This window comes from Pseudomonas sp. S10E 269 (assembly GCF_002798465.1).
In the GTDB taxonomy this organism is placed as follows: Bacteria; Pseudomonadota; Gammaproteobacteria; order Pseudomonadales; family Pseudomonadaceae; genus Aquipseudomonas; species Aquipseudomonas pergaminensis.
The window spans coordinates 5693620-5718669 of sequence record NZ_PHIJ01000001.1 but is presented as its reverse complement, the minus strand read 5'-3'; the positions used below and the strand labels follow the sequence as shown (position 1 = coordinate 5718669).

The following is a 25050-nucleotide window of genomic DNA, read 5'->3' as shown; positions in this document are numbered from 1 at the left end:
AAGTATTTAGTGTCGAAAGCCGAACCCTAGGCGTAGCGTGTTATCGAAAGCACGTACTCCTTGGCCCCCAGAGAGGCTTTGTCATGAATAGCTGTGTGCGTCACGTTGCTGCGCTGGTGTTGGGGCTGGCCCTTGCGCCTTTGGCCCTTGCGCAAAACCTGCCCGGCAACAACAACTCCAATAACAGCCCGATTCACCGGGCCAACCCGAACAGCATGCAGGGCACGCAGCCCAATGCGCCCGCCGTTCGCGGTATTCAGACCGGGCCGACCACACGCACCCCAACCCTGGAGAACGGTGGCATTGGCAATAGTTACCCCAAGCGCGATGCCGCCCCCAGTCGCCCAGCGACTCAAACCAAATCCCCCACCTATGATGCCAACGGCAATCGCCGGTAAGGATCCCGCCCTATGTTGCTACGCAAAACCCTTCTCGCCGCCTTTTGTGCAACCACGCTGCTGCCGATGACGGCCGCTTTCGCTGCCGACACCCAGCAGTTCCCCAGTGAACAAGGCAGCATCACCGCGACCCCGATCGCCAAAGGGCTTGACCACCCTTGGGCGGTGGCTTTTCTGCCGGACAAGCAAGGCTTCCTGGTCACCGAACGCCCTGGCCACCTGCGTTTTGTCAGCCCGGACGGCAAGCTTTCGGCGCCACTGAAGGGCGTGCCTGAGGTGTGGGCCAAAGGGCAGGGCGGTCTGCTGGATGTGGTGCTGTCGCCGGACTTCAAGCAGGACCGCCTGGTCTACCTGTCCTACGCCGAAGGCGGTGGCGAGGGCGGCAAGGCCGGTACTGCCGTGGGGCGTGGCCGTCTGGCCGCTGACCTCAGTGGCCTGACCGACTTCAAGGTGATCCTGCGCCAAGAGCCCAAGCTGTCTACCGGCAATCACTTCGGCTCACGCCTGGCCTTCGACCGTGATGGCTACCTGTTCGTGACCCTGGGAGAAAACAACGACCGCCCGACGGCCCAGGACCTGGACAAGTTGCAAGGCAAGGTCGTGCGCATCTACCCGGATGGCCGCGTGCCGGATGACAACCCCTTCGTCGGCCAACCAGGGGTGCGCCCGGAAATCTGGTCTTACGGCCAGCGCAATCCCCAAGGCCTGGCCTTGAATCCCTGGAGCGGCACGATCTGGGAAAACGAACACGGCCCGCGCGGCGGTGACGAGATCAACATCATCGAGCGCGGCAAGAACTACGGTTGGCCGCTGGCAACCCACGGTATCAACTATTCCCTGACGCCGATTCCCGAAGCCAAGGGCAAGACGGCAGAAGGTACGGTGCCGCCGCATCACGTCTGGGAAAAATCACCGGGTATCAGCGGCATGGCGTTTTACGATGCAGACCGCTTCAAGCCTTGGCAGCACAACGTGTTCATCGGCGCGCTGGTCAACCAGGAGCTGATCCGGTTGCAGTTCGACGGTGACAAGGTGATCCACGAAGAGCGTTTACTCGGTGGTTTGAAAGCGCGGATTCGCGACGTGCGGCAGGGGCCGGATGGCTTCTTGTACGTGCTGACGGACGAGGACAATGGCGTGCTGTATCGGGTCGGCCTGAACCAGGACTGAAGGTCCACGCCCGCCGTAGGCAGCCGGCTGGGCGGCGATGGCGATTTCATCAGCGCCATCGCCGCCAAGGTTTACAGGCCTAGTTCAGACAGCCCCGGATGATCATCCGGGCGTCGCCCCAGCGGCCAATGGAACTTGCGTTCACTCGCTTTGATCGGCAGATCGTTGATGCAGGCAAACCGATTGGCCATCAGGCCGTTCTCGTCGAACTCCCAGTTCTCGTTGCCATAGGAGCGGAACCAGTTGCCCGAGTCGTCGTGCCACTCGTAGGCATAACGCACCGCGATGCGGTTATCGGTAAATGCCCACAACTCCTTGATCAACCGATAATCCAGCTCCTTGGCCCATTTGCGGGTAAGAAAGCCCTTGGCGTCTTCACGGTTGTAGGCGAATTCGGCGCGGTTACGCCATTTTGTATCCAGGGTATAGGCCAGGGACACCCGCTCGGGGTCGCGGGAGTTCCAGCCGTCTTCGGCCAAGCGGACTTTTTCGATGGCCGACTCGCGTGTAAATGGCGGCAGCGGCGGGCGTGTTTCAGCGGCGGATGACATGGGCATTTCCTCAAAGGAATAAGGTTTAATCGAAAGTTGCGCTGACCTGTGCGTCACAGTCCCAATAACGTTCGCGCCATGCATTGCGCATTATCGGCGGCTGTTGAATCACCCATCACCAGGGCAACGGTAATGGCGCCATCGATCAGGATCAGCAGTTGCGCGGCCTGCCGTTCGGGGTCGGGGGTGCCATGTGCTTGACACAGTTCAAGTGCGTACTCGAACAGTTTCTGTTTATGGGCCTTGGCCAGCAGGCGCACCGGGTCTTGGGGGTCGCCGGTTTCGCCACTGGTGTTGATAAAGGCGCAACCGCGAAAATCGGCGGTGCCGAACCAGGCCTTGAGCGCGCTGAACAGCGCGAGCAAGCGTTCGCCCGAGCCTTCACTGCGTTCCACTTCATTGCGCAGCCACTGCATCCAACGCTCGTCGCGGCGTTGCAGGGCGGCAATCACCAAGTCGTCTTTGTTGGCGAAGTAACGGTAAATGCTTTTTCTCGAGACGCCGGCGGTTTTCACCAGAAGGTCCATGCCGGTGGCGGCGATGCCATGGCGATAGATCAACTTTTCGGTCACATCGAGGATGATGTCGCGGGTTTCATTTTGAGTAATATCGTTCATGAGGCTAACAGTAGAACGATCGTTCTTCTTGGTCAATAAGATTTTTTCCATGCGCCACAGCGAGACCTGGGCACCCCCATGGTGTAAGCTCGGGGACTCTTTGGATTCGACCCACTGCGAGCCTTATGCCGTCGTTCTTCAAACGCTCCCTGTTGCCCAAACTGCGCGGTTTCCCCGTTACTCCAGACGCCCTTGAGGTGTTGTCCGGCGCCGACGCATACCGCCGTTGCCTACTGGAAAAAATCGCCCAGGCCACCCGGCGTATCTACATCGTCGCGCTGTATCTGCAGCACGACGAAGCGGGGCAGGAGATCTATGACGCCCTGCACGCAGCCAAGGCTGCGCGGCCGGAGTTGGACATCGTGGTGGTGGTCGACTGGCTGCGCGCCCAGCGCGGCCTGATCGGCGCCGGCAAACAACCGGGCAACAGCGCCTGGTACCAGGCCATGACCCAAAGCCACAGCAGCGAGGTGCCGGTGTATGGCGTGCCGGTGCAAACCCGCGAGCTGTTCGGCGTGCTGCACCTCAAGGGCTTCGTGATCGACGACAGCGTGCTGTACAGCGGCGCGAGCCTGAACAATGTGTACCTGCACAAGTTCGACAAGTACCGTTTCGACCGTTATCACCTGGTCCACAGCAAAGCCCTGGCGGATTCGATGCAGCACCTGGTGGAACACGGGCTGGTCGCCTCCAAGGCGGTCAATCGCCTGGACCTGCCCAACCCGCCCACCACACGCAGCTTGCGCAACGATATCGGCGACTTGCGCAGCCGCCTGAAACACGCAACCTACGACACCACCACGGGGCAATTGCCCAACGGGCATCTGTCGGTCAGCCCGTTGCTCGGGGTTGGCAAGAACAACCCGCTGAACCGGGTGATCCTCGAACTGATCGCCAGCGCCCAGCACCAACTGACCATCTGCACGCCGTACTTCAACCTGCCGCTGCCGGTCACCCGTGAAATCAACCGCGCGTTGGCGCGTGGGGTGAAGATCGACATCATCGTCGGTGACAAGACCGCCAACGACTTCTACATCCCGCCGAGCGAGCCATTCAAGGTCATTGCGGCGCTACCGTACCTGTACGAAATCAGCCTGCGCCGCTTCGCCAAGCGCCATCAGCCGATGATCGACAGCGGCCAGTTGAACCTGCACCTGTGGCGCGACGGTGACAACACCTACCACCTCAAGGGCATGTGGGTCGACCTGCGCTACACCTTGCTGACCGGCAACAACCTCAACCCGCGCGCGTTCCGCCTTGACCTGGAAAACGCCCTGTTGATCGACGACCCCCAGGGCCAGTGGCTTGAGCCGCGACGGACCGAGCTGGCGCAGATTTTCCAGCACACCACGCGTATCGAGCGTTACCAGGACTTGCAGACACTGCCGGACTACCCGGAGGCGGTCGGCAAGTTTCTGCGGCGGGTCAGCCGTGTGCGGATCGAGCGGTTGCTGTACCGAATCCTGTAAAACCTTCCGGCAAAAAAAGACCCGGCCCCTTCAACAGGGCCGGGTCTTTTTTTTGGCGTACGGTTTAGTTCAAGCCCAACTTGCCACGCAGGGTCGACAGGTCTTCCGCCAAGGTGTTGACCGGACCCACCAGGGCCTTGCGGTCGTTTTCCTTGACCTTGTCGTAGGTCTCGAAGCCGCCGTCCTTGGTCTTGTACTTGGCCAGGATCTTGTCCACGGTGGCGAAGTTTTTGTCGACCTTGGCCAGGAAGGCCTTGTCTTGCTTCTCGATCTGGCCACGGAACAGGTCGACGATTTTCTTCGCGCCGTCGATGTTGCCTTGGAAGTCATACAGGTCGGTGTGACTGTAGCGGTCTTCTTCGCCGGAGATCTTGGTGGCGGCGACTTCTTCCAACAGCGCTGCGGCACCGCCCACGACTTTCTCGGGTGGGAAGGTCAGGCCATCGACGCGGGTCTTGAGGTCGTTGACGTCGGTGTTGAGCTTGGCGGTCAGCGCTTCCAGGCCCTTGGTGGTGTTCTGCGAGAACAGCGCGTATTCGATACGGTGGAAGCCGGTGAAGTCTTCGGCGGTCACGCCTTTTTCGTGGTCGTCGACGCGGGAGTCGATGGACGCATCGAGGTCGCTGAACAGCTCGGCGATCGGCTCGATGGACTCATAGTGCACGCGGGTCGGTGCGTAGAGCTTCTTGGCGGTGGCCAGGTCGCCTTTGTTGATGGCGTCAGTGAAGGCTTGGGTCTGGGTGACCAGCTCGCCGATTTCTTCGGTGACGTAGATTTTGTAGTCCGACACCGGGCCAACCAGGTCCAGCGGCGCGGTAGCGGCGAACGCTGCCAACGGCGAAAGGGTCATTAACAACGACAACGCAATAGTCGACTTCTTCATGGGACGGTATCCGCTCTGGGTATGTTTATTAGGTGTTGGCAGTGGTTTGAGGGTGCGTTGCAGCGAGTAGCGTGCGCCCGATGAAATCCTGGGCCCCGGTGACGCCGGGCAAGGTGAAGAAATACCCGCCGCCAACCGGCTTGAGGTATTCCTCCAGGGGCTCGCCGTTGAGCCGGGTTTGCACACTGATAAAGCCTTTCTCCAGGTCAGCCTGGTAGCAGATGAACAACAGCCCCATGTCCAGCTGACCGTTTTTGTTGACGCCGTTGGAGTAGTTGAACGGCCGGCGCAGGATCAGGTTCGCCTGAGTCTGCGGGGTGCGCGGGTTGGCCAGGCGGATGTGGGCATCAAGCTTGGTCAACTTGCCTTCCGGGTCCTTGCTGTAGTCGGGCACCTGGGTCTCTTTGTCGCCGTCCATGGGCGCACCGGTCGGCTTGATGCGGCCGATGATGCTCTCCTGTTCTTGCAGCGGGGTACGGTCCCAGCGCTCGACGAAGTTACGGATGATGCGCACGGCCTGGTAGCTGCCGTTGGCCGCCCAGGCCGGTTCGTCGCTGCCGGGCTGCACCCACACAATCTGGTCCATGGCCTTGGCGTCGTTGGAGTTGGGGTTGGCCGAGCCGTCACGGAAACCAAGGAAGTTGCGCGCGCTCTGGGCTGGCTCGCCAGGTTTGGCCGGCGCCTGTGGCGGCACGCTGCCTTCCTGCTTCCAGCGCACCAGCAACAGGTCGGGCAGGTTTTTCACGATGTCACGCAGCGCGTGGATATTGGTGTCCGGGGTGTTGGAACTGAATTGCAGGCTCAAGTCGCCGTGGCACTGCGCCGGTTCCAGCGCATCGTTGGGGAAGCCGACCATGCGGCTCAGGCGTTTGGGCTTGACTGCCGTGAGACCAAAGCGCTCATCGAACAGCGATTCGCCGACGGACACGGTGATGGTCAGGTTGTCTGGCGTGACCACTGGGCCGAGGATGCCGGAATCGGTGGGCGGTAGCTTCGGGTCGACTTGCGGCACGGTGCCGCCGGTCATCAGGAAGGCGATGCGCTCGTTCAAGGTGCGGAACAGGCGCTCCAGGTCTTCGCGGTCGCTGGCCAGCACATCGAATGCCACGAGCATGCCGCAGGCTGGGCGTGGGGTGACGATACCGCTCTGGTGCTTGCCGAAAAAATCGTGGTGGTCCTGGGTCTTGTCGCTGCGTGGCGCAGTGGTGACTTGCTCGGCAGCGGCGGCCATGGCCGGGCAGGTCAGGGTGCTGCCAGCAATCGCAGCGCCAGTGGCGGCCATGCCCAACAGGACACGGCGGCGTTGGAGGTCAAATTGTGCGGAATCACTCATGTGTGCGGTCGTCTTCACTGCAGGCCAGAAAGGCCAAGGGCGGGGTCGATTCCATCGAGTGCAGCGGCCAGAGCCTTGGCCTTGTCGGCGATCTGCTTGCGCTGATCGGCGGTTACGCTGTCGTAGCGGCGGTACTGGCCGTCGACTTTCAATTCGTTGAGTTGGCTGTCGAAGGCCGTGAGAGCGCTGTCGACTTTAGGCAGCAGGTCTGGGGCAGACTTGGTCAGCAAAGGGCGCATCAGGTCGACGACTTTGTGGGCGGCCTCCAGGTTGGCAGCGAAACCATTCAGGTCGACGTGGCTGTAGCGTTCCTCTTCACCGCTGATGGCGCGTACATCGGCCAGGCTGTTGAGGTTGCGCACCACAATGCTCACCAGTTGCTCCGGCGGCAGCGACTGGGCCAGCAATTGTTGCTTGAGGGTGGTGACGTCGGTCAGCAAGCGCTGCGCAATTGGCGCCAGGCCGTCGAGGCTGCGTTGCTGGAACAGGCTGTATTCCAGGCGGTGGAAGCCGCTGAAGGCCGGGTCCTGCTCGCGTTTTTCAAAGTAGTCGGCGCGGGCGTTGATGGCATTGTCCAGCTCCGCCAGGCGTTGGGACGCCGGGGCCAGTCGCTGGTAAGCCTCTCGCGCAGGCACATAGAGCGCTTGTGCCTGGGCCAGGTCGCCGCTGTCGATGGCCTGCTGCAAGGCGGTGACCGCCTTGACCAATGCACTGCCTTGGCTGCTCAGGTACACGCGGAACTCCGACAGTGGCCCGATAAACGCCACCATCGACGGTTTGGCCTTGGCCTGCGCCTCGGACTCGGCAGTGGGCGTTACGTGCAAGGTGCCACGCGGGTTGCTCAGCAGCCCGCAGGTGATCGCATAGTCACCGGGCAGCAGGTTGGCGTTGATCACTTGGCTCAGGCCGGGAGCGATGTTCTCGCGTTCTTCGACCACCAGCACGCCGTCGAGGATTTCCCATTCCACTGCACGGTCCGAGCGGTTGATGATGCGAAAGCTCGCACGGCCGGCGGGGACCGTCAGTTCATTCGGCTCACAGGCGTGGCCATGAATGGTCACGGCGATTTCATTGTGGTTGGTCTGGCGCTTGCTGACCGCCAGTTGCGAGGCGTAATAGAACAGGCCTCCGGCGGCGATCATCACGACCACCGAGCCCGCCACGGCCCAGCGCAGGGCGCGGGGTGGCGAGGACGGTTGAGGGGTTGGGTTGGGCAAGAGGCGGTCCTTACTGGTTGGCAACAGAAGAAGGTGAGGCGGCAGGCTTGGACGGTGCGGTGGGCAGGAAGAACATCACCAGGGCCACCACCAGGTAAATCAGGTAGGCGCCGAGGGTGCTGAGGGTGGGCGCTTCCTGATAGCCGAACATCCCGGCCAGCACCGAGCCCAGCGGGCTGTCCATGGGCAGCGCGGCGCTGAAGTCGAACAGCACGGTTTGCAGGTGGTTCCACACGCCGGCTTCGTGGAGGGCCTGTACCGAATTGGCGAGGATGCCGGCGGCCACCACGAGGATAAACAAGCCGGTCCAGCGGAAAAACGCACCGAGATTCAGGCGCATGCTGCCGGTGTAGATCAGGAAACCGACGATGATCGCCAGGATCAAGCCGAGCAGGGCGCCAATCGGCGCGCCCGGGCCTTCACTCTGTTGGAACACCGCGAGCAGGAAGAACACGGTTTCCAGGCCTTCGCGGGCCACGGCGAAAAACACCATGAGGATCAGCGCGGTGACCTGGTGCTTGGAACCGGCCAACGCGTGATCGAGGGATTCATGCAGGGAATGCTTGATGGAACGCGCCACCTTGCGCATCCAGAACACCATGGAGCTGAGGATGCCCACGGCGACCAGGCCGACGATGCCTTCGAACAATTCCTGCTGTTTTTGCGGGAATTCGGCACTGACCAGTTCCAGGCCACCACCGACCAGCAGGGCCAGTGCGGCGGCGAGGAAAACGCCAATCCACACGGCGGGCATCCATTGGCCGCGGCCGGTCTGTTGCAGGTAGCTGGCGATAATGCCAACGATCAATGCGGCTTCAATGCCTTCGCGCAGCATGATGAGAAAAGGAACGAGCATTCGGCACCGCATCACAACTAGATAGGAGCCTAAGTTGTAACATAATGATACTCATTACTAAACAAGCAATCTTGACGTTTGCTGAACCCTGGCTGAACGGCGCGCGTCAGCCACGCCGGCCGAACAAACGCTGTGCGATCCCCAAGGCTTGCAGCGACACCCCATAGCCGATAAAGGCATAAGGGCCAAGGATGACCCAGATCAGCGCACCCAACAGCCAGCACGGCAAGATCTCGCGGATGAACAAGGGTGACGGTCGGCGAAAGCTCAGCCAGCGTGACAGCGGGGCGAGTCGGTCGTCGATTTCGCCGTAGCCATCAGTGGCTGGGCGCCAGATTGCCAGGATCATCAGCGCCGGTATCGTAATAAGAAACGCCCAGGTCGGCGCCATGCCGAGGGTTTCCATCAACGTGTGGTCGGTCACCTGCTGGTCGCGCACAGCCCAGCCGGCGGCCATGCCCAGCAGTGCCACGAACATCGGCCAGGGGCGGGTGGCACGTTCCCAGTCGCGCCAGAAGTACGGGTCACCGCCGGGCGTCAGGGCACAAAGTGACGGGAATTGGTTCAGAAGGGTTTCGCTGAGCGTACGGCAGGCGTTCCAGTCGGGCTCGCCAAAGCGTCGGGCGAACCGCTGGCGTTGTTGCAGCGGCATGTCGCCGAACAACAACCGTGCGGCGCGACACTGCGCATCGCGCGAATCCAGGCTGGCCTGGGCGAAGGTGTGCGCCTTGAAGCGCTCGAGTGCATTGCGCGCCTGGAGTTGCGACCACTCGGGTTCGGGGCAGGGGTTTTCCAACTCTTTGTCGGACCAGGCCTGTTGGGCACATAGGGTGTCGAACAATGCCTCGGACCAAAACCGGCTCGCCAGCAGGGTGCGGGCCAGCAGGTCGTTGATCCGTGCGTGACGGGCCAGCGGCTTGAGCCATTCGGTGTGGTTCAATTCGGTCAATGCGGCCTTGAACGCCTCGACCTGTTGTTGATCAAGCAACCCGACCAACCGCTGCTCGACGTGCGTAAACATCTGCTCCAGCAGCACGCCGAGGCGGTACTCGGGTAGGCAAATCGGTGCTTCGCGTTGCCAGGGGCTGAGCCAATGCAAGTGGGTGACGGCCCATTCGCTGAACGCCGGGTCGGCCGATATCAGGCAGCGCTGCAGCAACAGGGCCTCGAATGCATCGGCACAGTCACTGTCCATGGCCTGCCGGTACCGGTTGGCGAGATCGCTGGCAGTGGCGCCTGCGATCAGGGCTTGAGCCTGTTCGCCACGGGTGTCGGCTTCGTGCGTGGCCGGTTGCACGATATCGACAGGCACCGGTTGCGGCGAATCAGCGGCCGCGTCGAAGCGGTGCCACTCAAGGGCGTGCTCATAGGCCTCACGCAAGCGCTGGAAGCCGCTGGGGTCTTCGTCCGGGCGATGCTGCTTGAGCAACACCGCGTACTGGCGCTTGATTGTGCGCGTGTCGGCGTCGCGCGTCAGTCCAAGTACTTCCCAGCAACTCATCGGTTCAACATCCTGTCAGTAAAAATCCGGGCGCAGAATACCTGAGACCTGTTACGCGGCGCCTACTCTTTTATCGCGTGACTGCCTAAGATGGCGGCATTTCACCCCACCCAGGGCACGGACCGCGCCAATGTCGGAAAAAGACACCATCTCCCTCCACCTCGTGCGCGAAGCCTTGTTGCAAAGCTGCGTCCCTGGGGCGGCCACTGCCGAAGTGCTGCTTAAAGCCGGGATTGATCCGGCACTGTTGGCCGAGCCCAATGCACGGGTCTCGGCCACCACCTACGCGCGCCTATGGCGTCTGCTGGCGCGGCGCATGGACGATGAGTTCTTTGGCATGGACCCGCGCAAGCTCAAGTTCGGCAGCCTGGCGTTTCTCTGTCGCGCCACGATGGCGCAACCCACCCTGGCCACCAGCCTGGAAATTGGCCTGGGGTTCCTGTCGCTGATGCTGGAGCGGATGCCCGCTGAACTGGTGCGTCAACAGAGTTTGGCAGAGATCGTATTGCTGGAACCCGAGTCCGAACCCAATCGGGCCTTCACCTACTTTACCTACTGGATGATCGTGCACGGCGTCGCGTGCTGGTTGGCGGGGCGGCGGATTCCGATCCTGGCGATTGAACTGCGTTGTCCGAAACCGGACTTCTGCGACGACTACCAGGTGATGTTTTCCGACAACCTGCGTTTCGATCGGCCGCGTACCCGCATGATCTTCTCCGCCGACTGCCTGGACCTGCCGATCAAGCGCAGCACAGAGGAACTCAAGCGCTTCCTGGCCCATGCGCCGGCCAACATCCTGGTCAAATACCGCGACCCGGACAGCCTCGCCACTCGCATCAAGCATGACCTGCGCCAGCGAGCCCCCGACACCTGGGAGGAAACCGAAGGCCTCGCCGCCAGCCTGTGCATCTCGGCCTCAACCTTGCGGCGCCGATTGGCAGAAGAAGGGCAAACCTACCAAGGCCTCAAGGACAGCGTGCGCAAGGAACTGGCCATTGTCTGGCTGGCTGAACCGGAGATCAGCTTTGCGGAGATCGCCGCGCGGCTTGGGTTCGCCGATACCAGCTCCTTTTACAAGGCATTTCGCAAGTGGGCCGGTTCCAACCCTGGGCACTATCGCAGCTTGATTTTGGATGGCGCTGAGTGAGGCCGAGTACCACAAGGCAATGCGACTAATCCGATAGGAAACACGCGCCTCCCAACGAAAGTGAAACACTCGGCAACGTGCCCAATTCGCAACCGCAATACATGGATAAACACGCCCGAATGGCTCAGGACAACTCCTACATCATGTAAAGGTAGCGGTTTACAGAATGAAGTCTCCTAAATACTGGAGTACTTATATGAGTGTGCAAACCGTTAATACTGGGGGCGTGTCGAGACCTAACTATTCTCCTAACGGCCGAGATGAAACAGTCAGGCGTGAGCTGTCTGATCCGCAGGAGACCGCCCAATCGGGTGTATCAGCTAATGAACCTGTTTCGCGAACTTCCTCTGGGGGGTTGGACGAGGCCATTAAAGCGGCAAAAATAGAGGACGATAAACTGGCCGCAACTGTAGCAGATTCGCACGTAGACATCGGATGGTGGACGTGGCCGTCGGATAAGTCATCGGTGGGTCAGTGGCTCAAACTTTACAATAAATCATGGAACTCCGAGGCGTTGCAGACCTGGGTAAAGGCGCAGAACTTAGTGCCTGACTCACTTCGTCTTCGGGGTTCCACGCTCACCGCACAAAAAAGGGTCGATGGTAAACTTACCGCCGTCAAGTTTACCCCGTCAGACAAGTCGGGTTGGTGGCCGCTAGGACGCCAAGCTATTGAGAGTGCTGCCATGCTCGACCCGCAACGTACAGGCCTGGCTGGTAATGGCAACGCTAAACTCTCACCCAAAGAGGTCATGGCATTCTACGGAGGAACCTGGCCGATCAACACTGTCGAAGCCCGCGAACTCAAGAGAGATGGTTTCCCTGCCGTAAACGCTGCTGATAATCCCACACGTGGACCTATGGCTCAGCAATTAACATTGCGCCAGTATCAGGACACGGAGCAAGAATCCGCGTTGATAAAAACATTACTCGGCGCTATCAAGGATAAACCGGACGATGAAAAAATCGATTTAGGGACGATCCGGTCGGACATTGTACAGGGGTCATCACTTGCCTCTGCCAATTCGTCAAAACCCGAGCTATTGAAGAAGCTGAGGCAACTTCCCCAGATGGCTTCTATTCTGCTAGCGCACCAGGCGGATTGTTATGCTCCCACTCGCCTGGTAGATGGCCAATTGTTCATAAAGAGCCGTGGTAAATCCGGGACGTGGAAAAATGTGACCGCGCAAGTTCGAGCCAATGCCGTATTGGCCCCTCTGCTCGATAACGCTATCGAAAAGGCCAAAAGTACCGGGGGTATCATCAACTCGGGAGCAAGGGCCGACGCCGTGCAGATGCTGCGTGCTTCCGGACTTGACGACTTTCCCAGCACGCCCACGGTGAAGGAACTGCGGAATCTGATCAGCTGGAAACTTAATCCAATCCCACCTGGAGGTTCACTTGGCAGCTATGGCCGGGAATATCTGACGGATTCCGAAACGCCGAGCGCCGACCATCGCCACCGAGTGCGCCGTACTGCGACTGACAATGACCCGGACGCAAAGTTAACCCTATTCGATTGCTCGCCTAAACCGTGGGCCGGTAAAACCTTGGAGCAAATACGTAAGAATGCCGACAAACTCATTGCCCAGGCGTTAAGCCAGGGAGAAGGGTTGGCACGTAGCCAAACCATTCTCACCCGGTTTGACGGCGAACTCCCTTTCGCGATCGCGGACGCCACTCCCGGTGATCGACAACAGTTGCTGATGCTACGCGATATGCTTCGCGTTGATATAGACCTGGGTAAAAAACGTAATCTTATTGCGGGCTACAACCTGTATTCAGCATCGAATGCGGGGAAAAAGCTGTCTGAGGTGCGGGATGAGTTGGAAAAACACATAAGTGTCACTAAAAAGCTCCCCATGGAGCAGGCTGTACTGATGACGCATGCCTTGCTGGCGACGGTCGCTCCAGAGTTCCTGGTTAAGGGGGCTGGCGCGGAACGGGTGGGGAGTTTGACGCATGTTAACTTGCGTATTCAGACCGCCCTCGTGGAAATGGCCTCTCAAGGCAGTTCGCGGGAAATGGATGTAGCGCAAGTCAGCTCACGCAGTGTCTTGACGCCTATAACCAGCAGCCATGAGGAATTGCAAACCGCGCTGAGCGCGGGGCCTATTTATGACTGGGCCCTTGCACAGGGGGTTGTCACCGCCGAGGACGATTACTCGGAATCAGCAGTCAAGCGGGCACTCACAAGCTACAACCAGCGTCTTGAAAACTACAGCGCGATGAACAGTGATCTGGATAGCGCTCGCATGGGTGTTATTTCCCGTTCTGAAATGGCGAAGCAAGCGTTAGAGAAAGTGTCTCCAGGTAATGAGAATTTTTTCAGTAAGCGCATCATCTATGCTGAACCAGACTCGTTGATATATAAAACCGTAAAAGCAGTTAAGGCTCTGCATCCACTTGTTCCGGACGGAACCACTGTTGATGGAAAATCCGTCTCAACGGCCGAGCATGCGGTTGGCACCCACTCGATCTTGGATTTGTATATGTCGGGCGTGCTGACCGCAAAGAATGTGGACACCGTGCAATGGAAGTTTGCCAGCGCCGCAGATCGGCTTAAGTTCGAATCGCTAAAGTCTCAGTTGTCAAAGTTAGAGCCTTTAGGCGACGTGTTCGATGACGTGTTCAATGACGGAACCCAACACCTGGAAAAATTCGTCCTTCAGTCGGCCAGGGTCATTATGAGCGACATGCCTCTTGAAGACAGAGTCCGGCTAGAGTTCGGAGAGGTCTTCGTAGTGGGTGCATCCCCCTACCAATTATCGGACGGGAGCAAGCTCTCTCAAGCGCAGGCTCAACAAAAAATGGGGCCTCTAATATATGCCAAGGACACTTCAGGCGATCAGTGCTATGAAATGCTTCCCTCAGGAGAGGGCTACGTCCTGCGTCCAGAGTACTTGCCGGCGATGAGAGCCCTGGCCGACCATGATAAGAAGTGGGTGCGCGTCTATAAAAATAGCTATCCGGAGTTGCCGGCTGACCTCGACATCTTGAGCTACTTTCCTGCAGATACACAAGATCGAAGCGAATCCAACCAGGTGCCGAACACCTTTTCATCCAAGAGAACCGATGAACTCATTAAGACCTTCAAGGAAAATCAGTTATTCCTGAATCGTAAGTTGATGTTGGAAAGCGCCAGGGGGGTAACAACGAATGAGGCCATTCAGAAGCGATTTGAAGCAGCCGAATCATTTATTATCAATACGATAATTCCTTTCAAATCCAATATTGAAGACCTCGCGTCAGGCGATCCCAAACGCATGGCGATGGGGGCAATCGGACTCGGGTTGGAAATTTTCGGGGCGTTGTTTGTAGTAGCCGGTGCTGTCGGTGCAGCTGCAAAAGCTGCCACGACAGCGGCAAAACTTGCGCAGTATGGTAGGGCCGCCCTCTCGATGTTCAATTTACCGGGTGCTGTTATAGACACGAGTAAAGCGTTGTACCGTCTCACATCTATCGGGGTTAGAAGCATAGGCACGCATGCGCCTAAAGCCTTGGCTAAAGGTGTTTCCAATTTCCGGTCGTTGGCGTCTAGTGCGGGTAAGAGTAATCATGGGTACTTCAGGAATTCATTTAAACCCTGGACAACCAATGATACGGTAGGGCTGCTGTCTAACACAGGGTTGATCAATACCGGAATCGGAACTGAGGCGTACGTCCAACAACCCCCACCTGTTCCTTCGCCAGGTACTGCTGTAACCGTTTGAACGCCATGAGTTGCTTGTAATGTTTCGAGCACGGATGCTCAACAGTCTTTATTTTTTTATGCATACACCACGCACTGCTGCGTTGGATTTTTTTTTCGAAAGAATCACATAAAAGCTTTCAAAAAAAACCCCGTGACCGAATGGACCACGGGGCAAAAAATTGGCTGGATGCGACCAACCAAAGGAGCTCTTTACATCACTTGGCGCTGGCGACCACCGTGTCCGGCTGCCAGCCACCACCGAGTGCCTTGTAGATCGCAACAATGCCGCGATACAGGTCTACTTCGGCTTGGGCCTGGGAGTCTTCGGCGGCCAAACGTTCACGCTGGGCGTCGAGCAATACCAGGAAGTCCACAGTGCCCTCGCGGTAGCGGATTGCGGCCAGGTCGGCGGCGGCGCGGCTGGATTCGCTTTGGCGGATCAGCGATACCAAACGCTGCTGGCGCTTGCCGTAGTCACTGAAGGCATTCTCGGACTCTTCCAGCGCCAACAGCACTTGCTGCTCGTAGGTTGCCAGGGCGCCATCCGCCTCGGCATCGGCGCCACGCAAACGGGCGCGCACGCTGCCCAGGTCAAACGCGGCCCAGGTGATGCTCGGGCCAAGGGCCCAGGCATTGGCGGCGGACGAGCCGATCTGCGAACCGCGCCCGGCGGTGAAGCCGAGGAAGCCGCTGAGGCTGACCCGTGGGAACAGGTCTGCCTTGGCCACGCCGATACGCGCGGTGGCGGCGGCCAGTTTGCGTTCGGCGCTGAGGATGTCCGGGCGACGTTGCAGCAGTTGCCCCGGGTCGCCAATCGGCAACGCCTTGGCGATCGCCGGCAGGTCTTTCGGCCCCAGGTCGACGCTGAGCTTGTCGGGACGCTGGCCGAGGAGGGTGGCGATGCGGTTACGCTCACGGACTTGTTCGGCTTGCAGTTGCGGCACGCTGGCTTCGACTGCCGCGAGGCGTGCGTCGGCACGCTCCACGTCGAGTTGGTCGCCCACACCGGCATCCCGCAGGCTGACCGTGATGGTGCGCGATTCCTGCTGGTTCTTCAGGTTGTCCAGGGCAATGCGTTCACGCAGTTGCGCGCCCCGCAATTGGCCGTAGGCGTCCACCAGTTCGGCAATCATGGTGACTTGCAGCTGGTACAAGTCAGCCTCGGCAGCCTGCTGGTCGGCGTCGGTGGCTTCCAGGTTGCGCTGGATGCGGCCGAACAGGTCCAGTTCCCAGGCCATGTCCAGGCCGAGGTCGTAACGCTCGGTCTTGACGCGGCTAGTGGTCTGGCCTGGGATCTGGCCTTTGCCCTGGTCACTGCTGACCCGGCTGGTGATGGTCGGCATGGCGTCATTGCTGGCGTCATCGCGGATCGCACGGGCCGCCCGCAGGCGGGCAAAAGCGACGCGCAGATCACGGTTACCTTGCAGCGATTGGGTCACCAACTGGTTGAGGGTCGGGTCCTCGAACTGCTGCCACCAGATGCCTTCGAACTTGGCATGGTCATACTTCTTGGCATCGGCAGCGGCCGTGATATTGGCCGCCTCCGGGGTTTGGGTCTTGTAGTCCGGGCCTACGGCACAGGCGCTCAGCGCCAGTACCAGCAAGCTCGGCAGGAATACTTTCACGCTCATTGCTGTGTCTCCAGCTTCAAGGCCTTGGCCGCTTTGCGCGCTTCGCTGCGCTCCACATAGCGACGGATCAGTACGTAAAACACTGGCGTCAGCAACAGACCGAAGAAGGTCACACCGATCATCCCGGAGAACACCGCCACGCCCATGGCATGACGCATCTCGGCACCCGCACCGCTGGACAACACCAGTGGCACCACACCCATGATGAAGGCGAACGAGGTCATCAGGATCGGCCGCAGACGCAGACGGCAGGCTTCCAGCACCGCGGCGAGCGGGTCGAGGCCTTCTGCCTGTTTATCCTTGGCGAATTCAACGATCAGAATCGCGTTCTTACACGCCAGGCCCACCAGTACGATCAAGCCGATCTGGGTGAAGATGTTGTTGTCGCCGCCCGAGATGATCACCCCGGTAATCGCCGACAGCAGCGTCATCGGTACGATCAGGATCACCGCCAATGGCAGGCTCCAGCTTTCGTATTGGGCGGCCAGTACCAGGAACGCCAGCAGTACGCAGAGCGGGAACACGAACAGCGCAGTGTTGCCCGAGAGGATTTGCTGATAGGTCAGGTCGGTCCACTCGTAGGTCATGCCGTTGGGCAGTTCCTCTTTCAGCAGTTTCTCGATCGCCGCTTCAGCCTGGCCCGAGCTGTAGCCCGGTGCAGCGTTGCCATTGATTTCTGCGGTGATAAAACCGTTGTAGTGCATCACGCGGTCCGGCCCGGAGGTGTCGCTGACCTTGATGAAGGTCGCCAGCGGGATCATCTCGCCTTTGTTGTTGCGCACTTTCAGCTGGCCGATCTGGTCTTCATCCAGGCGGAACTGCTGCTCAGCCTGAACGTTGACCTGGTAGGTGCGGCCGAAGCGGTTGAAGTCGTTGGCATACAACGAGCCCAGGTAGATCTGCAGGGTGTCGAAGATGTCGCTGATCGCCACGCCGTGGGTCTTGGCCTTTTCGCGGTCGATGGCGGCATCGACCTGGGGCACGTTGACCGTGTAGCTGGTGAACAGGCCGAACAGCTCCGGCGTGGTGCGGCTCTTGGTGATGATGTTCTGCACTTCTTTGTACAGCTCGTCGTAACCCAGGTTGCCGCGGTCTTCGATCTGCAGGCGGAAACCACCAATCGTGCCCAGGCCCTGTACCGGCGGCGGTGGGAAGATCGCCATGTAGGCTTCCTGGATGCTGCTGTACTTGCCATTCAAGGCACCGGCAATCGCACCGGCGGACATGCTCGGGTCCTTACGCTCGTCGAACGGTTTCAAGGTCACGAACACGATGCCGCTGTTCGGGCTGTTGGTGAAACCGTTGATCGACAGGCCCGGGAACGCTACGGCGCTTTCCACGCCTGGTTGTTTCAGGGCGATGTCGGACATGCGCTTGATCACGTCTTCGGTGCGATCCAGGCTCGCGGCGTCCGGCAATTGGGCGAAGGCCACCAGGTATTGCTTGTCCTGGGCCGGTACGAAACCGGTCGGCGTGTGGGCAAAGCCCAGCCAGGTCAGGACCATCAGGCCGGCGTACAGGAACAGCGCGATACCACTGCCACGGATCACGCGGCGCACGGTACCGACATAACCATGACTGGCCTTGTCAAAGAAGCGGTTGAACGGTTTGAACAACCAGCCGCCCAGCAACTTGTCGAGGAACTTGGAGAAACCATCCTTCGGCGCGTTGTGGCCCTTGAGCAATACGGCAGCCAGGGCAGGGGACAGGGTCAGTGAGTTGAACGCCGAGATCACCGTGGAGATCGCAATGGTCAAGGCGAACTGCTTATAGAACTGCCCGGTCAAGCCGCTGATGAAGGCCGCAGGTACGAACACCGCACACAACACCAACGCGGTGGCGATGATCGGGCCGGTCACTTCGCTCATGGCCTTTTCAGTAGCCGGGAACGGTTCCAGGCCCAGTTCGATGTTCCGTTCGACGTTCTCCACCACCACGATGGCGTCGTCCACCACGATACCGATGGCCAGTACCAATCCGAACAGGGACAACGCGTTGAGCGAGAAGCCAAACAGGTGCATTACCGCAAACGTACCGATCAACGATACCGGTACCGCCACCAACGGAATGATCGAGGCGCGCCAGGTCTGCAGGAACAGGATCACCACCAATACCACCAGGATCAGCGCTTCGAACAGCGTGTGCACCACCGCTTCGATGGAGCCGCGCACGAAGATGGTCGGGTCATAGACGATGCTGTAGTCCATGCCTTGCGGGAAGCTCTTTTTCAGCTCCTCCATCTTGCCGCGTACTTCGTTGGAGATCTCGATGGCGTTGGAGCCAGGGCGCTGGAAGATCGGAATCGCCACGGCCGGCTGGTTGTTGAGCAACGAACGCAGGGCGTATTGGCTGGAGCCCAGCTCCACCCGTGCGATGTCTTTGAGGCGGGTGATTTCACCGTTATCGCCGGAGCGAATAATGATGTTCTCGAACTCTTCCTCGGTCACCAGGCGACCTTGGGTGTTCACCGACAATTGGAACGCGGTTGCGGTCGGTGCAGGTTGCGCACCCAGGGCACCGGCGGCCACTTGACGGTTCTGCTCACGGATTGCCGTCACCACGTCAGTGGCCGTCAGGTTGCGCGAAGCAGTCTTGTTCGGGTCCAGCCAAACACGCAGGGAGTAGTCGCCCATACCGAACAGCTGCACATCACCCACACCGCCCAGACGCGCCAACTCATCCTTCACATTGAGCAAGGCATAGTTGGACAGGTACAGCATGTCGTAGCGCTGATCCGGGGAGGTCAAGTGCACCACCATGGTCAGGTCGGGGGAGGCCTTGTCCACGGTGATACCGATGCGTGTCACTTCCTCAGGCAGTTTCGGCTGAGTCCGGGTCACGCGGTTTTGCACTTGCACCTGCGCGTTGTCCAGGTCGGTGCCCAGGGCGAAGGTGATGGTCAGGGTCAGCTTGCCGTCGGCAGTCGACTGCGAGGACATGTACAACATGTTCTCGACGCCGGTGATCGCCTGCTCCAGCGGCGCGGCCACGGTTTCACCGATGACTTTAGGGTTGGCGCCCGGGAAGTTGGCACGTACCACGACGGTCGGCGGCACCACTTCCGGGTATTCGCTGATCGGCAATTGGAACAGCGAGATCGCGCCGGCGATCAGGATCAGCAGCGAAAGCACCGCTGCGAAGATCGGCCGCGAAATGAAGAACTTGGAAAAATTCATCTTGAGTCGTATCCCTTAACCGCGTGGAGTCGCAGCGCTGGCAAGTTTGGGCGCGGCTTTATCCGGCGCCACTTGTTCCAGGTTGCTGGCTTCAAGCGCTTGTCGTTGTTGGGCCAAGGCGGCGAGGGTTTCCTTGCTGGCCATCGGAATGGTTTCCGGGGCGACCGGCGAGCCAGGGCGCACGCGCTGCAGGCCCTTGACGATAATGGTGTCGTCCTTGTTCAGGCCGCTGCGCACGATGCGCAAGCCTTCGATCTTCGGCCCCAGTTCCACCGCGCGATAGGCCGGCTTGTCGCCGTCCATCACCAGCACGAACTTCTTGCCCAGGTCGGTGCCGACAGCTTCGTCGTTGATCAACACGGCGGAATAGGTGCCGCTGCCGACCAGCTTCAGGCGTGCATACAGCCCAGGGGTGTATTCGCCCTTGCTGTTGTCGAACACGGCGCGACCACGGATGGTGCCGGTGGCCGGGTTGACCTGGTTGTCGACAAAGTTCATCTGGCCCAGGTGCGGGTTGCCGGTCTCGTTGGACAGGCCCAGGTAAACCGGAGTGGTCGCACCACGACGGCCTTGGCGGGCCAGTTCGGTGTACTTGAGGAACACACGCTCATCGGCGTCGAAGTAGGCGTAGACCTTGTCGGTGGAGACCACGCTGGTCAGCGCGGTGACGTCGGCGGTCACCAAGTTGCCGGCGGTGATTTCGGCACGACTGACACGGCCGCTGATCGGCGAGGTCACGCGGGTAAAGCTCAGGTTCAGCTTGGCCAGATCCAACTGCGCCTGGATCCCGGCGACGGCGGCGCGGGCTTCCTGGGCGGACGTGGTGCGCGAATCGGCCAGTTCGGCGGAGATCGCATTGCTCTGGCGCAGGCGCTCGCCACGTTGCGCTTCGTTATCGCTGCGGGTTGCCGCGGCGCGGGTTTGTTGCAACTGGGCTTCAAGGCGGCGCACTTCGGCCTGGAAAGGACGCGGGTCGATCTGGAACAGCAGGTCGCCTTTCTTCACCAGGGCGCCTTCGGTGAAGGCCACCTGATCGATCTGGCCGGACACGCGCGGACGGATCTGCACGGTTTCCGGGGCTTCCAAACGACCGGTGAACTCATCCCACTCGTTGACCGGTTGTTCCAGCACCTTGGCCACGCTGACTTTGGCAGCTGGCATGGCGGCCGCTTGTTCCGGGCTCTTGCCGCACGCGCTCATCACGACCACGGCCAAAATCGCCAGAGGGAAGCGCAAATGTTTGAGTGACTGTTCCATGAGGTGCATCCGCCAATGTATTTGAGATGGGCGGATCATGCGCGGCGATGTGCTATGTCACGAATCGAATGAAGCAAAGGTAACTATCATTCGGAATGATATAAGCGAGCGATTAGCCCTCTAGCATGGGGGTTTCGTTAGGGGGCTATCAATAGGCGTGATGACAAAGGTGTTTTGCGTGGGTGGTAAAGACGCGTCGGCGTCAGGCGTTATTTGAAGCAGCCATGTGCAGAATATCCCTGTAGTGCCCGACGACTTGGGGGATTCTGATGCGCAGCGCTATTAGCGGCAACAGGGCCATGAGGGCTGCGTCACGCATTGAGACTGTCGCCAGCCGCTGGCGCTGCGGCACGTCAGGCCAGCGTTTGCGCCAGGATGCCGTGCCCATACTGTTTGCGGTGAGGTTGTTTGTGGATTAAAACAGCCGCCTGAGAGTGTTCACTTCAAGGAGATCTGATGTCGCCGGCGCCCGCTTCAACGTTCCAGATGTTTTTCCGCAGTGGGTTCAAGCGCCTGCTTGAACACTGGACACCGTTTACGGTGACTGTAATTTTTCTCGGCACGGGCTTCGGCATGCTCAGCCTCTACATCTACACCAAAGCCATCGGGCGCCCGGACATTTTCATGTCCACGCTGGACTCCAAATCGGCGTTGCTGGTGTGGGTACTTGTGGTGACCTTCATGATGACCCTGCAACTGGCAGTGCTGATGGTTTCGGCATGGCTGTACGGAATGTCGGTTTCATTGCTCAACAGCCGCCGCGAGAACACCCGATACATTGCCGGATGGCTTCTGGTGCCACTGGTTGTCGGGTTCACCACGTTTATGACACTGGCTTTTTACTGGAATGAAGAGGTCAGCGCAGGGCAGGCCCTGTCGATTGTTTCGGGCACTACGCTTCTGGCACTGCTGGGGTTGGCTCAAATAAGAGCGGTGCGGGTGCTTATCGCGCGAGGAGCGCCCCGGGACCAACGCAAGTGGGTGTACGTGCCCATCGCCCTGATGCTGCTGATGACGGTCGTTTCCGGAACACTGCCGACGCTGTTGATCCTGGACAGCTACGTCGGCCAGGATGACGAGGCGGCAGTCACATTTGTGGCGATTTTTTCGATTTGCACCTTCGTGCTCAGCCTGATACCGGCACTCTTGTTTTTTGTCGTCCAGGGCAGTCTGTTTCGTCGCATGTCCATGGTAGCGGTGTCAGTGATGATATTTTTCATTCTGTTCCTGCTTTCCGCGCGCGGGCCTATGTCGAGCATCACTTACATCGTCGCGGGCACATTGGAGATCCGCCAGGCTCACGCTGCCCGGTTCATTCTGGAGGACCAGGTGAAATTGGGCGATCTGGATTCGCTGCAATGGCAGACACGCCTGCGCGATGATGCAAGGGTGCAGGTTAGCGCGTACCAGCTGTTCGCGTTCGGCGACCTATTGTTGATTTGTCCAATGGCTATCCATACCGCCAAACTTCACCAACTGCCGTCCTATACCAAACTCTGCCTGTTCACCCGCGCCAGCCGGATACAGCGCATGCCCCCGCAGATGAACCTTCATGCACCGCCGACGGCAAAATCGATCTGGACCAAGCAAGCTGCTCGACTCGTGGGCTGGGAGCAGCTTAGACGAGAGATCACGCCGCCGTCGCCGTAACTTGCCGACCCGGTATGGCTGCAATCAATTCCCGCGTGTAATCACTCGCCGGCTGATTGAATATCCGCTCGACCGAGCCTTGTTCAATCACCCGGCCATTGCGCAGCACCAGCACTTCATGGGCGAAGTTGGCCACCACCGACAGGTCGTGGGACACCAGCACATAGGCAATGCCCATCTCCCGTTGCAGCTCTTCCAAAAGATCAAGAATGTGCGCCTGCACCGACACATCCAGCGCGCTGACCGGCTCGTCCAGCAGCAACAGGTCCGGTTTCAACGCCAGTGCCCTGGCGATGGCGACGCGTTGGCACTGGCCGCCGGACAATTCGCGCGGCAGGCGGTCCAGGTAGCTGACCGGGAGGTGGACACGACTGATCAACTCCCGTGCCGCCTGTTCCAGCGCCGGGCCCTTGAGCACGCCGAACGACACCAGCGGCTCGACAATGCTGTCGAACACGGTAAAGCGTGGGTCGAGGGCGGCAAACGGGTTTTGCTGCACCAGTTGCAGGCGCTGGCGCAGCGGGCGGAAGTCGCGCCAGCTCAGGTCGGTGACGTCCCGTTGCTCGAACCAGACCCGACCCTGTGTGGGTTTTTCCAGGCCGAGGGCGATACGCAGCGCGGTGCTCTTGCCCGATCCGGACTCGCCCACGATGGCCAGGGTCTGGCCGGGAAAGACCTGCAGGTTGAGGTCTTCGAGGGCAACGAACGTCGAATCCTCCCCCTTGACCTTGGGCAGCGCAAACGTCTTGCCCACATTGTGCAGGCTCAGTATCGGTTGTTGCGCCGGGTCAATGCGCACCAAGGGCTCACGGCGCTTGGCGAACGCGGGCGCGGCGGCAATCAGCGCGCGGGTGTAGTCGTGTTGCGGCGCGCTGAGGATCTGGCGTGGCGGCCCCTGCTCGACAAGTTCGCCTTGCTGCATCACCAGGATCCGATCGGCGCGGTCGGCAGCCACGCCCAGGTCATGGGTGATGATCAACAGCGAAATCCCACGCTCACTGACCAGGCGTTGCAAGTGGTCGAGAATCTTGCGCTGCACCGTCACGTCGAGGGCACTGGTGGGTTCGTCGGCGATGATCAAGCGTGGGTTGCCGGCCAGGGCAATGGCGATCAGCACGCGCTGGCGCATGCCGCCGGAGAGTTCATGGGGGTACTGGCGTGCGCGCAGCAGAGGCTTGTCGATGCCCACCTGTTGCAGCAGTTCGACAATGTCGGCATCCACGGCGGGGTAGCGTTTGCCCTTGGCCAGGATCAGCGCCTCGGCAATCTGCTGGCCGATGCGCAGGGTCGGGTTGAGGCTGACCATCGGGTCCTGGGGCACCAGGCCCACTGTGCGGCCGCGCAGGCTGCGTTTCTGGCGCTCGTTGGCGTGGGTGAGGTCGTTGCCGTCCACCCAGAGTTGGCCGGTGCTGATCTGCGCATTGTCTGGCAGCAGGCCGAGGATGGCATTGGCCAGAGTCGACTTGCCCGAGCCGGATTCGCCGACAATCGCCACCGTCTCGCCTTGGGCGATAGCGAACGACAGCGTGCGCACCGCTTGATTGACGTGCCCGCCGGAGCGGTAGCTGACACTGAGTTGGCGAACATCCACTAAAGCGTTCATCGCTGGATCTCCTCGAAGGTGCGGGCGATATGGTTGAGGCTGAACACCACGGCCACCAGGAACAGGCCGGGCAGCAGCGACACCCACGGTGCAGTGATCAGAAAGTGCCGTCCGTTGGCGATCAAGGTGCCCCATTCGGCTGCCGGTGGCGCGGCGCCAAACCCCAGGAAACTCAGACCCGCAGTCGCTAGGATGGCCGCGCCAAAGTCCAGGGTCGCGAGCACCGCCACTGGCCCCCAGGCGTTGGGCAGGATGTGCCGCAGCAAGGTGCGGCCCCAGCTTGCACCGCCCAGGCGCGCGGCCTCGACGTAGGGCAATGTCTTGACCCGCAGTACTTCGGCGCGGGTGGTGCGCGCAAACCCTGGAATGATGCCGATGCCCACGGCGATAGCCACCGGCACGGTGCCGAAGCCGATCGCCGTCACGATGGCCAGGGCCAGCAGCAGGCCGGGCAGGGCGAGCAACACATCGACAAAACGCATGATCACCGCATCAATGCGCCCACCGGCGAAGCCCGACAGGATGCCCAGGCCCAGGCCGCCCAGCAGGGCGATGCCCACGGCGAGAAACGCCGCCAGCACCGAAAGGCTGGAGCCGAACACCACGCGGGTGTACAGGTCGCGCCCCAGCTCATCGGTGCCGAACCAATGGCTCAGGTTGGGCGCGCGGAGCTTGTCGATGGGGGACGTGGCGTAGGGGTCGAAGCCGCTCAACAGGTGCGGGGCCACGGCGGCCACCAGCGCGAATACCACCACCAGCAGCGCCAGGCTGAAACCGGGCCTGCGCAGCAGCGGCAACACCACCGCCGTGGCGCGTTGCAGGCGGCTGCGGCGGCGCCACAGCGCCGGGCTGGCCGGGAGGGCGCTGCGGCCCAGGTTCTGCTCAAGGATCGTCATGG

At 60.3% G+C, this 25050-nt stretch carries 18 protein-coding genes; 6 read left to right on the top strand and 12 right to left on the bottom strand.

All coding sequences use genetic code 11. The features are described from left to right. Positions 1-83: 83 nt before the first annotated feature. Positions 84-398, top strand: coding sequence for a hypothetical protein (locus CWC48_RS26480; RefSeq protein WP_078048373.1), 315 nt, complete (start codon positions 84-86; stop codon positions 396-398). Positions 399-410: 12 nt separating this feature from the next. Further along, a complete protein-coding gene (locus tag CWC48_RS26475) occupies positions 411-1568 on the top strand; it encodes a PQQ-dependent sugar dehydrogenase (RefSeq protein ID WP_100490732.1) in 1158 nt (385 codons plus the stop codon). Between the two features lie 71 nt (positions 1569-1639). Here the strand turns inward: CWC48_RS26475 and CWC48_RS26470 are convergent, their stop codons facing one another. Then, positions 1640-2119, bottom strand: a complete 480-nt coding sequence (locus tag CWC48_RS26470; RefSeq protein ID WP_078048375.1) for a nuclear transport factor 2 family protein — start codon at positions 2117-2119, stop codon at positions 1640-1642. A 53-nt stretch (positions 2120-2172) separates the two neighbouring features. Further along, the gene (locus CWC48_RS26465; RefSeq protein WP_078048376.1) at positions 2173-2736 is read right to left on the bottom strand and encodes a TetR/AcrR family transcriptional regulator; all 564 of its coding nucleotides are present in this window, start codon (positions 2734-2736) and stop codon (positions 2173-2175) included. A gap of 125 nt (positions 2737-2861) precedes the next feature. Here CWC48_RS26465 and pssA point away from each other — a divergent pair, with 125 nt between their 5' ends. Continuing rightward, positions 2862-4205: a CDP-diacylglycerol--serine O-phosphatidyltransferase gene (gene pssA / locus CWC48_RS26460; RefSeq protein ID WP_099491152.1), complete on the top strand. Its 1344-nt coding sequence runs from the start codon at positions 2862-2864 to the stop codon at positions 4203-4205. A 64-nt stretch (positions 4206-4269) separates the two neighbouring features. Here pssA and efeO (CWC48_RS26455) read toward each other — a convergent pair whose 3' ends face one another. The 5 genes from efeO (CWC48_RS26455) to CWC48_RS26435 all read right to left on the bottom strand — a co-directional run bounded on the left by efeO (CWC48_RS26455) (position 4270) and on the right by CWC48_RS26435 (position 9995). Next, positions 4270-5088: an iron uptake system protein EfeO gene (gene efeO, locus CWC48_RS26455; protein WP_078048378.1), complete on the bottom strand. Its 819-nt coding sequence runs from the start codon at positions 5086-5088 to the stop codon at positions 4270-4272. Between the two features lie 28 nt (positions 5089-5116). Next, positions 5117-6421 carry an iron uptake transporter deferrochelatase/peroxidase subunit gene (gene efeB / locus CWC48_RS26450; RefSeq protein WP_078050918.1) on the bottom strand — a complete coding sequence of 435 codons (1305 nt, stop codon included), beginning with the start codon at positions 6419-6421 and terminating at the stop codon, positions 5117-5119. Between the two features lie 14 nt (positions 6422-6435). Further along, complete coding sequence (efeO, locus tag CWC48_RS26445; protein ID WP_100490730.1) at positions 6436-7638, bottom strand: iron uptake system protein EfeO; 1203 nt, start codon at positions 7636-7638, stop codon at positions 6436-6438. A 10-nt stretch (positions 7639-7648) separates the two neighbouring features. Continuing rightward, a complete protein-coding gene (efeU, locus tag CWC48_RS26440) occupies positions 7649-8494 on the bottom strand; it encodes an iron uptake transporter permease EfeU (RefSeq protein WP_099491149.1) in 846 nt (281 codons plus the stop codon). A gap of 106 nt (positions 8495-8600) precedes the next feature. Then, the gene (locus tag CWC48_RS26435) at positions 8601-9995 is read right to left on the bottom strand and encodes a J domain-containing protein (RefSeq protein WP_100490729.1); all 1395 of its coding nucleotides are present in this window, start codon (positions 9993-9995) and stop codon (positions 8601-8603) included. A gap of 130 nt (positions 9996-10125) precedes the next feature. On the opposite strand from CWC48_RS26435, the gene CWC48_RS26430 reads away from it, so the two are divergent. Further along, complete coding sequence (locus tag CWC48_RS26430) at positions 10126-11142, top strand: AraC family transcriptional regulator (protein ID WP_100490727.1); 1017 nt, start codon at positions 10126-10128, stop codon at positions 11140-11142. Positions 11143-11338: 196 nt separating this feature from the next. Beyond that, entirely contained in the window at positions 11339-14854 is a 3516-nt protein-coding gene (locus CWC48_RS26425) for a hypothetical protein (RefSeq protein WP_157806776.1), read from the top strand. 196 nt (positions 14855-15050) lie between these two features. Here CWC48_RS26425 and CWC48_RS26420 read toward each other — a convergent pair whose 3' ends face one another. From CWC48_RS26420 to mexE, 3 genes are read right to left on the bottom strand one after another with little or no spacing between them, the layout of a single operon-like run. After that, positions 15051-16466, bottom strand: a complete 1416-nt coding sequence (locus CWC48_RS26420) for an efflux transporter outer membrane subunit (protein ID WP_078048384.1) — start codon at positions 16464-16466, stop codon at positions 15051-15053. Then, positions 16463-19642, bottom strand: coding sequence for an efflux RND transporter permease subunit (locus tag CWC48_RS26415; RefSeq protein WP_099491145.1), 3180 nt, complete (start codon positions 19640-19642; stop codon positions 16463-16465). The genes CWC48_RS26420 and CWC48_RS26415 overlap by 4 nt, the downstream gene beginning before the upstream one ends. Positions 19643-19657: 15 nt before the next feature. Further along, on the bottom strand, positions 19658-20899 hold the full coding sequence (gene mexE, locus CWC48_RS26410) for a multidrug efflux RND transporter periplasmic adaptor subunit MexE (protein WP_099491276.1): 1242 nt from the start codon (positions 20897-20899) through the stop codon (positions 19658-19660). A 456-nt stretch (positions 20900-21355) separates the two neighbouring features. Between mexE and CWC48_RS26405 the strand changes: the two genes are divergently transcribed. After that, positions 21356-22549 (top strand): hypothetical protein, encoded by a 1194-nt coding sequence (locus tag CWC48_RS26405; protein ID WP_100490724.1) that lies wholly within the window; start codon positions 21356-21358, stop codon positions 22547-22549. Here CWC48_RS26405 and CWC48_RS26400 read toward each other — a convergent pair. Both CWC48_RS26400 and CWC48_RS26395 read right to left on the bottom strand, forming a co-directional pair. Continuing rightward, on the bottom strand, positions 22530-24152 hold the full coding sequence (locus CWC48_RS26400) for an ABC transporter ATP-binding protein (protein WP_100490722.1): 1623 nt from the start codon (positions 24150-24152) through the stop codon (positions 22530-22532). The genes CWC48_RS26405 and CWC48_RS26400 overlap by 20 nt on opposite strands. Continuing rightward, a complete protein-coding gene (locus CWC48_RS26395; RefSeq protein WP_100490721.1) occupies positions 24149-25048 on the bottom strand; it encodes an ABC transporter permease in 900 nt (299 codons plus the stop codon). Before CWC48_RS26395 ends, CWC48_RS26400 begins: the two co-directional genes overlap by 4 nt. Positions 25049-25050 lie beyond the last annotated feature (2 nt).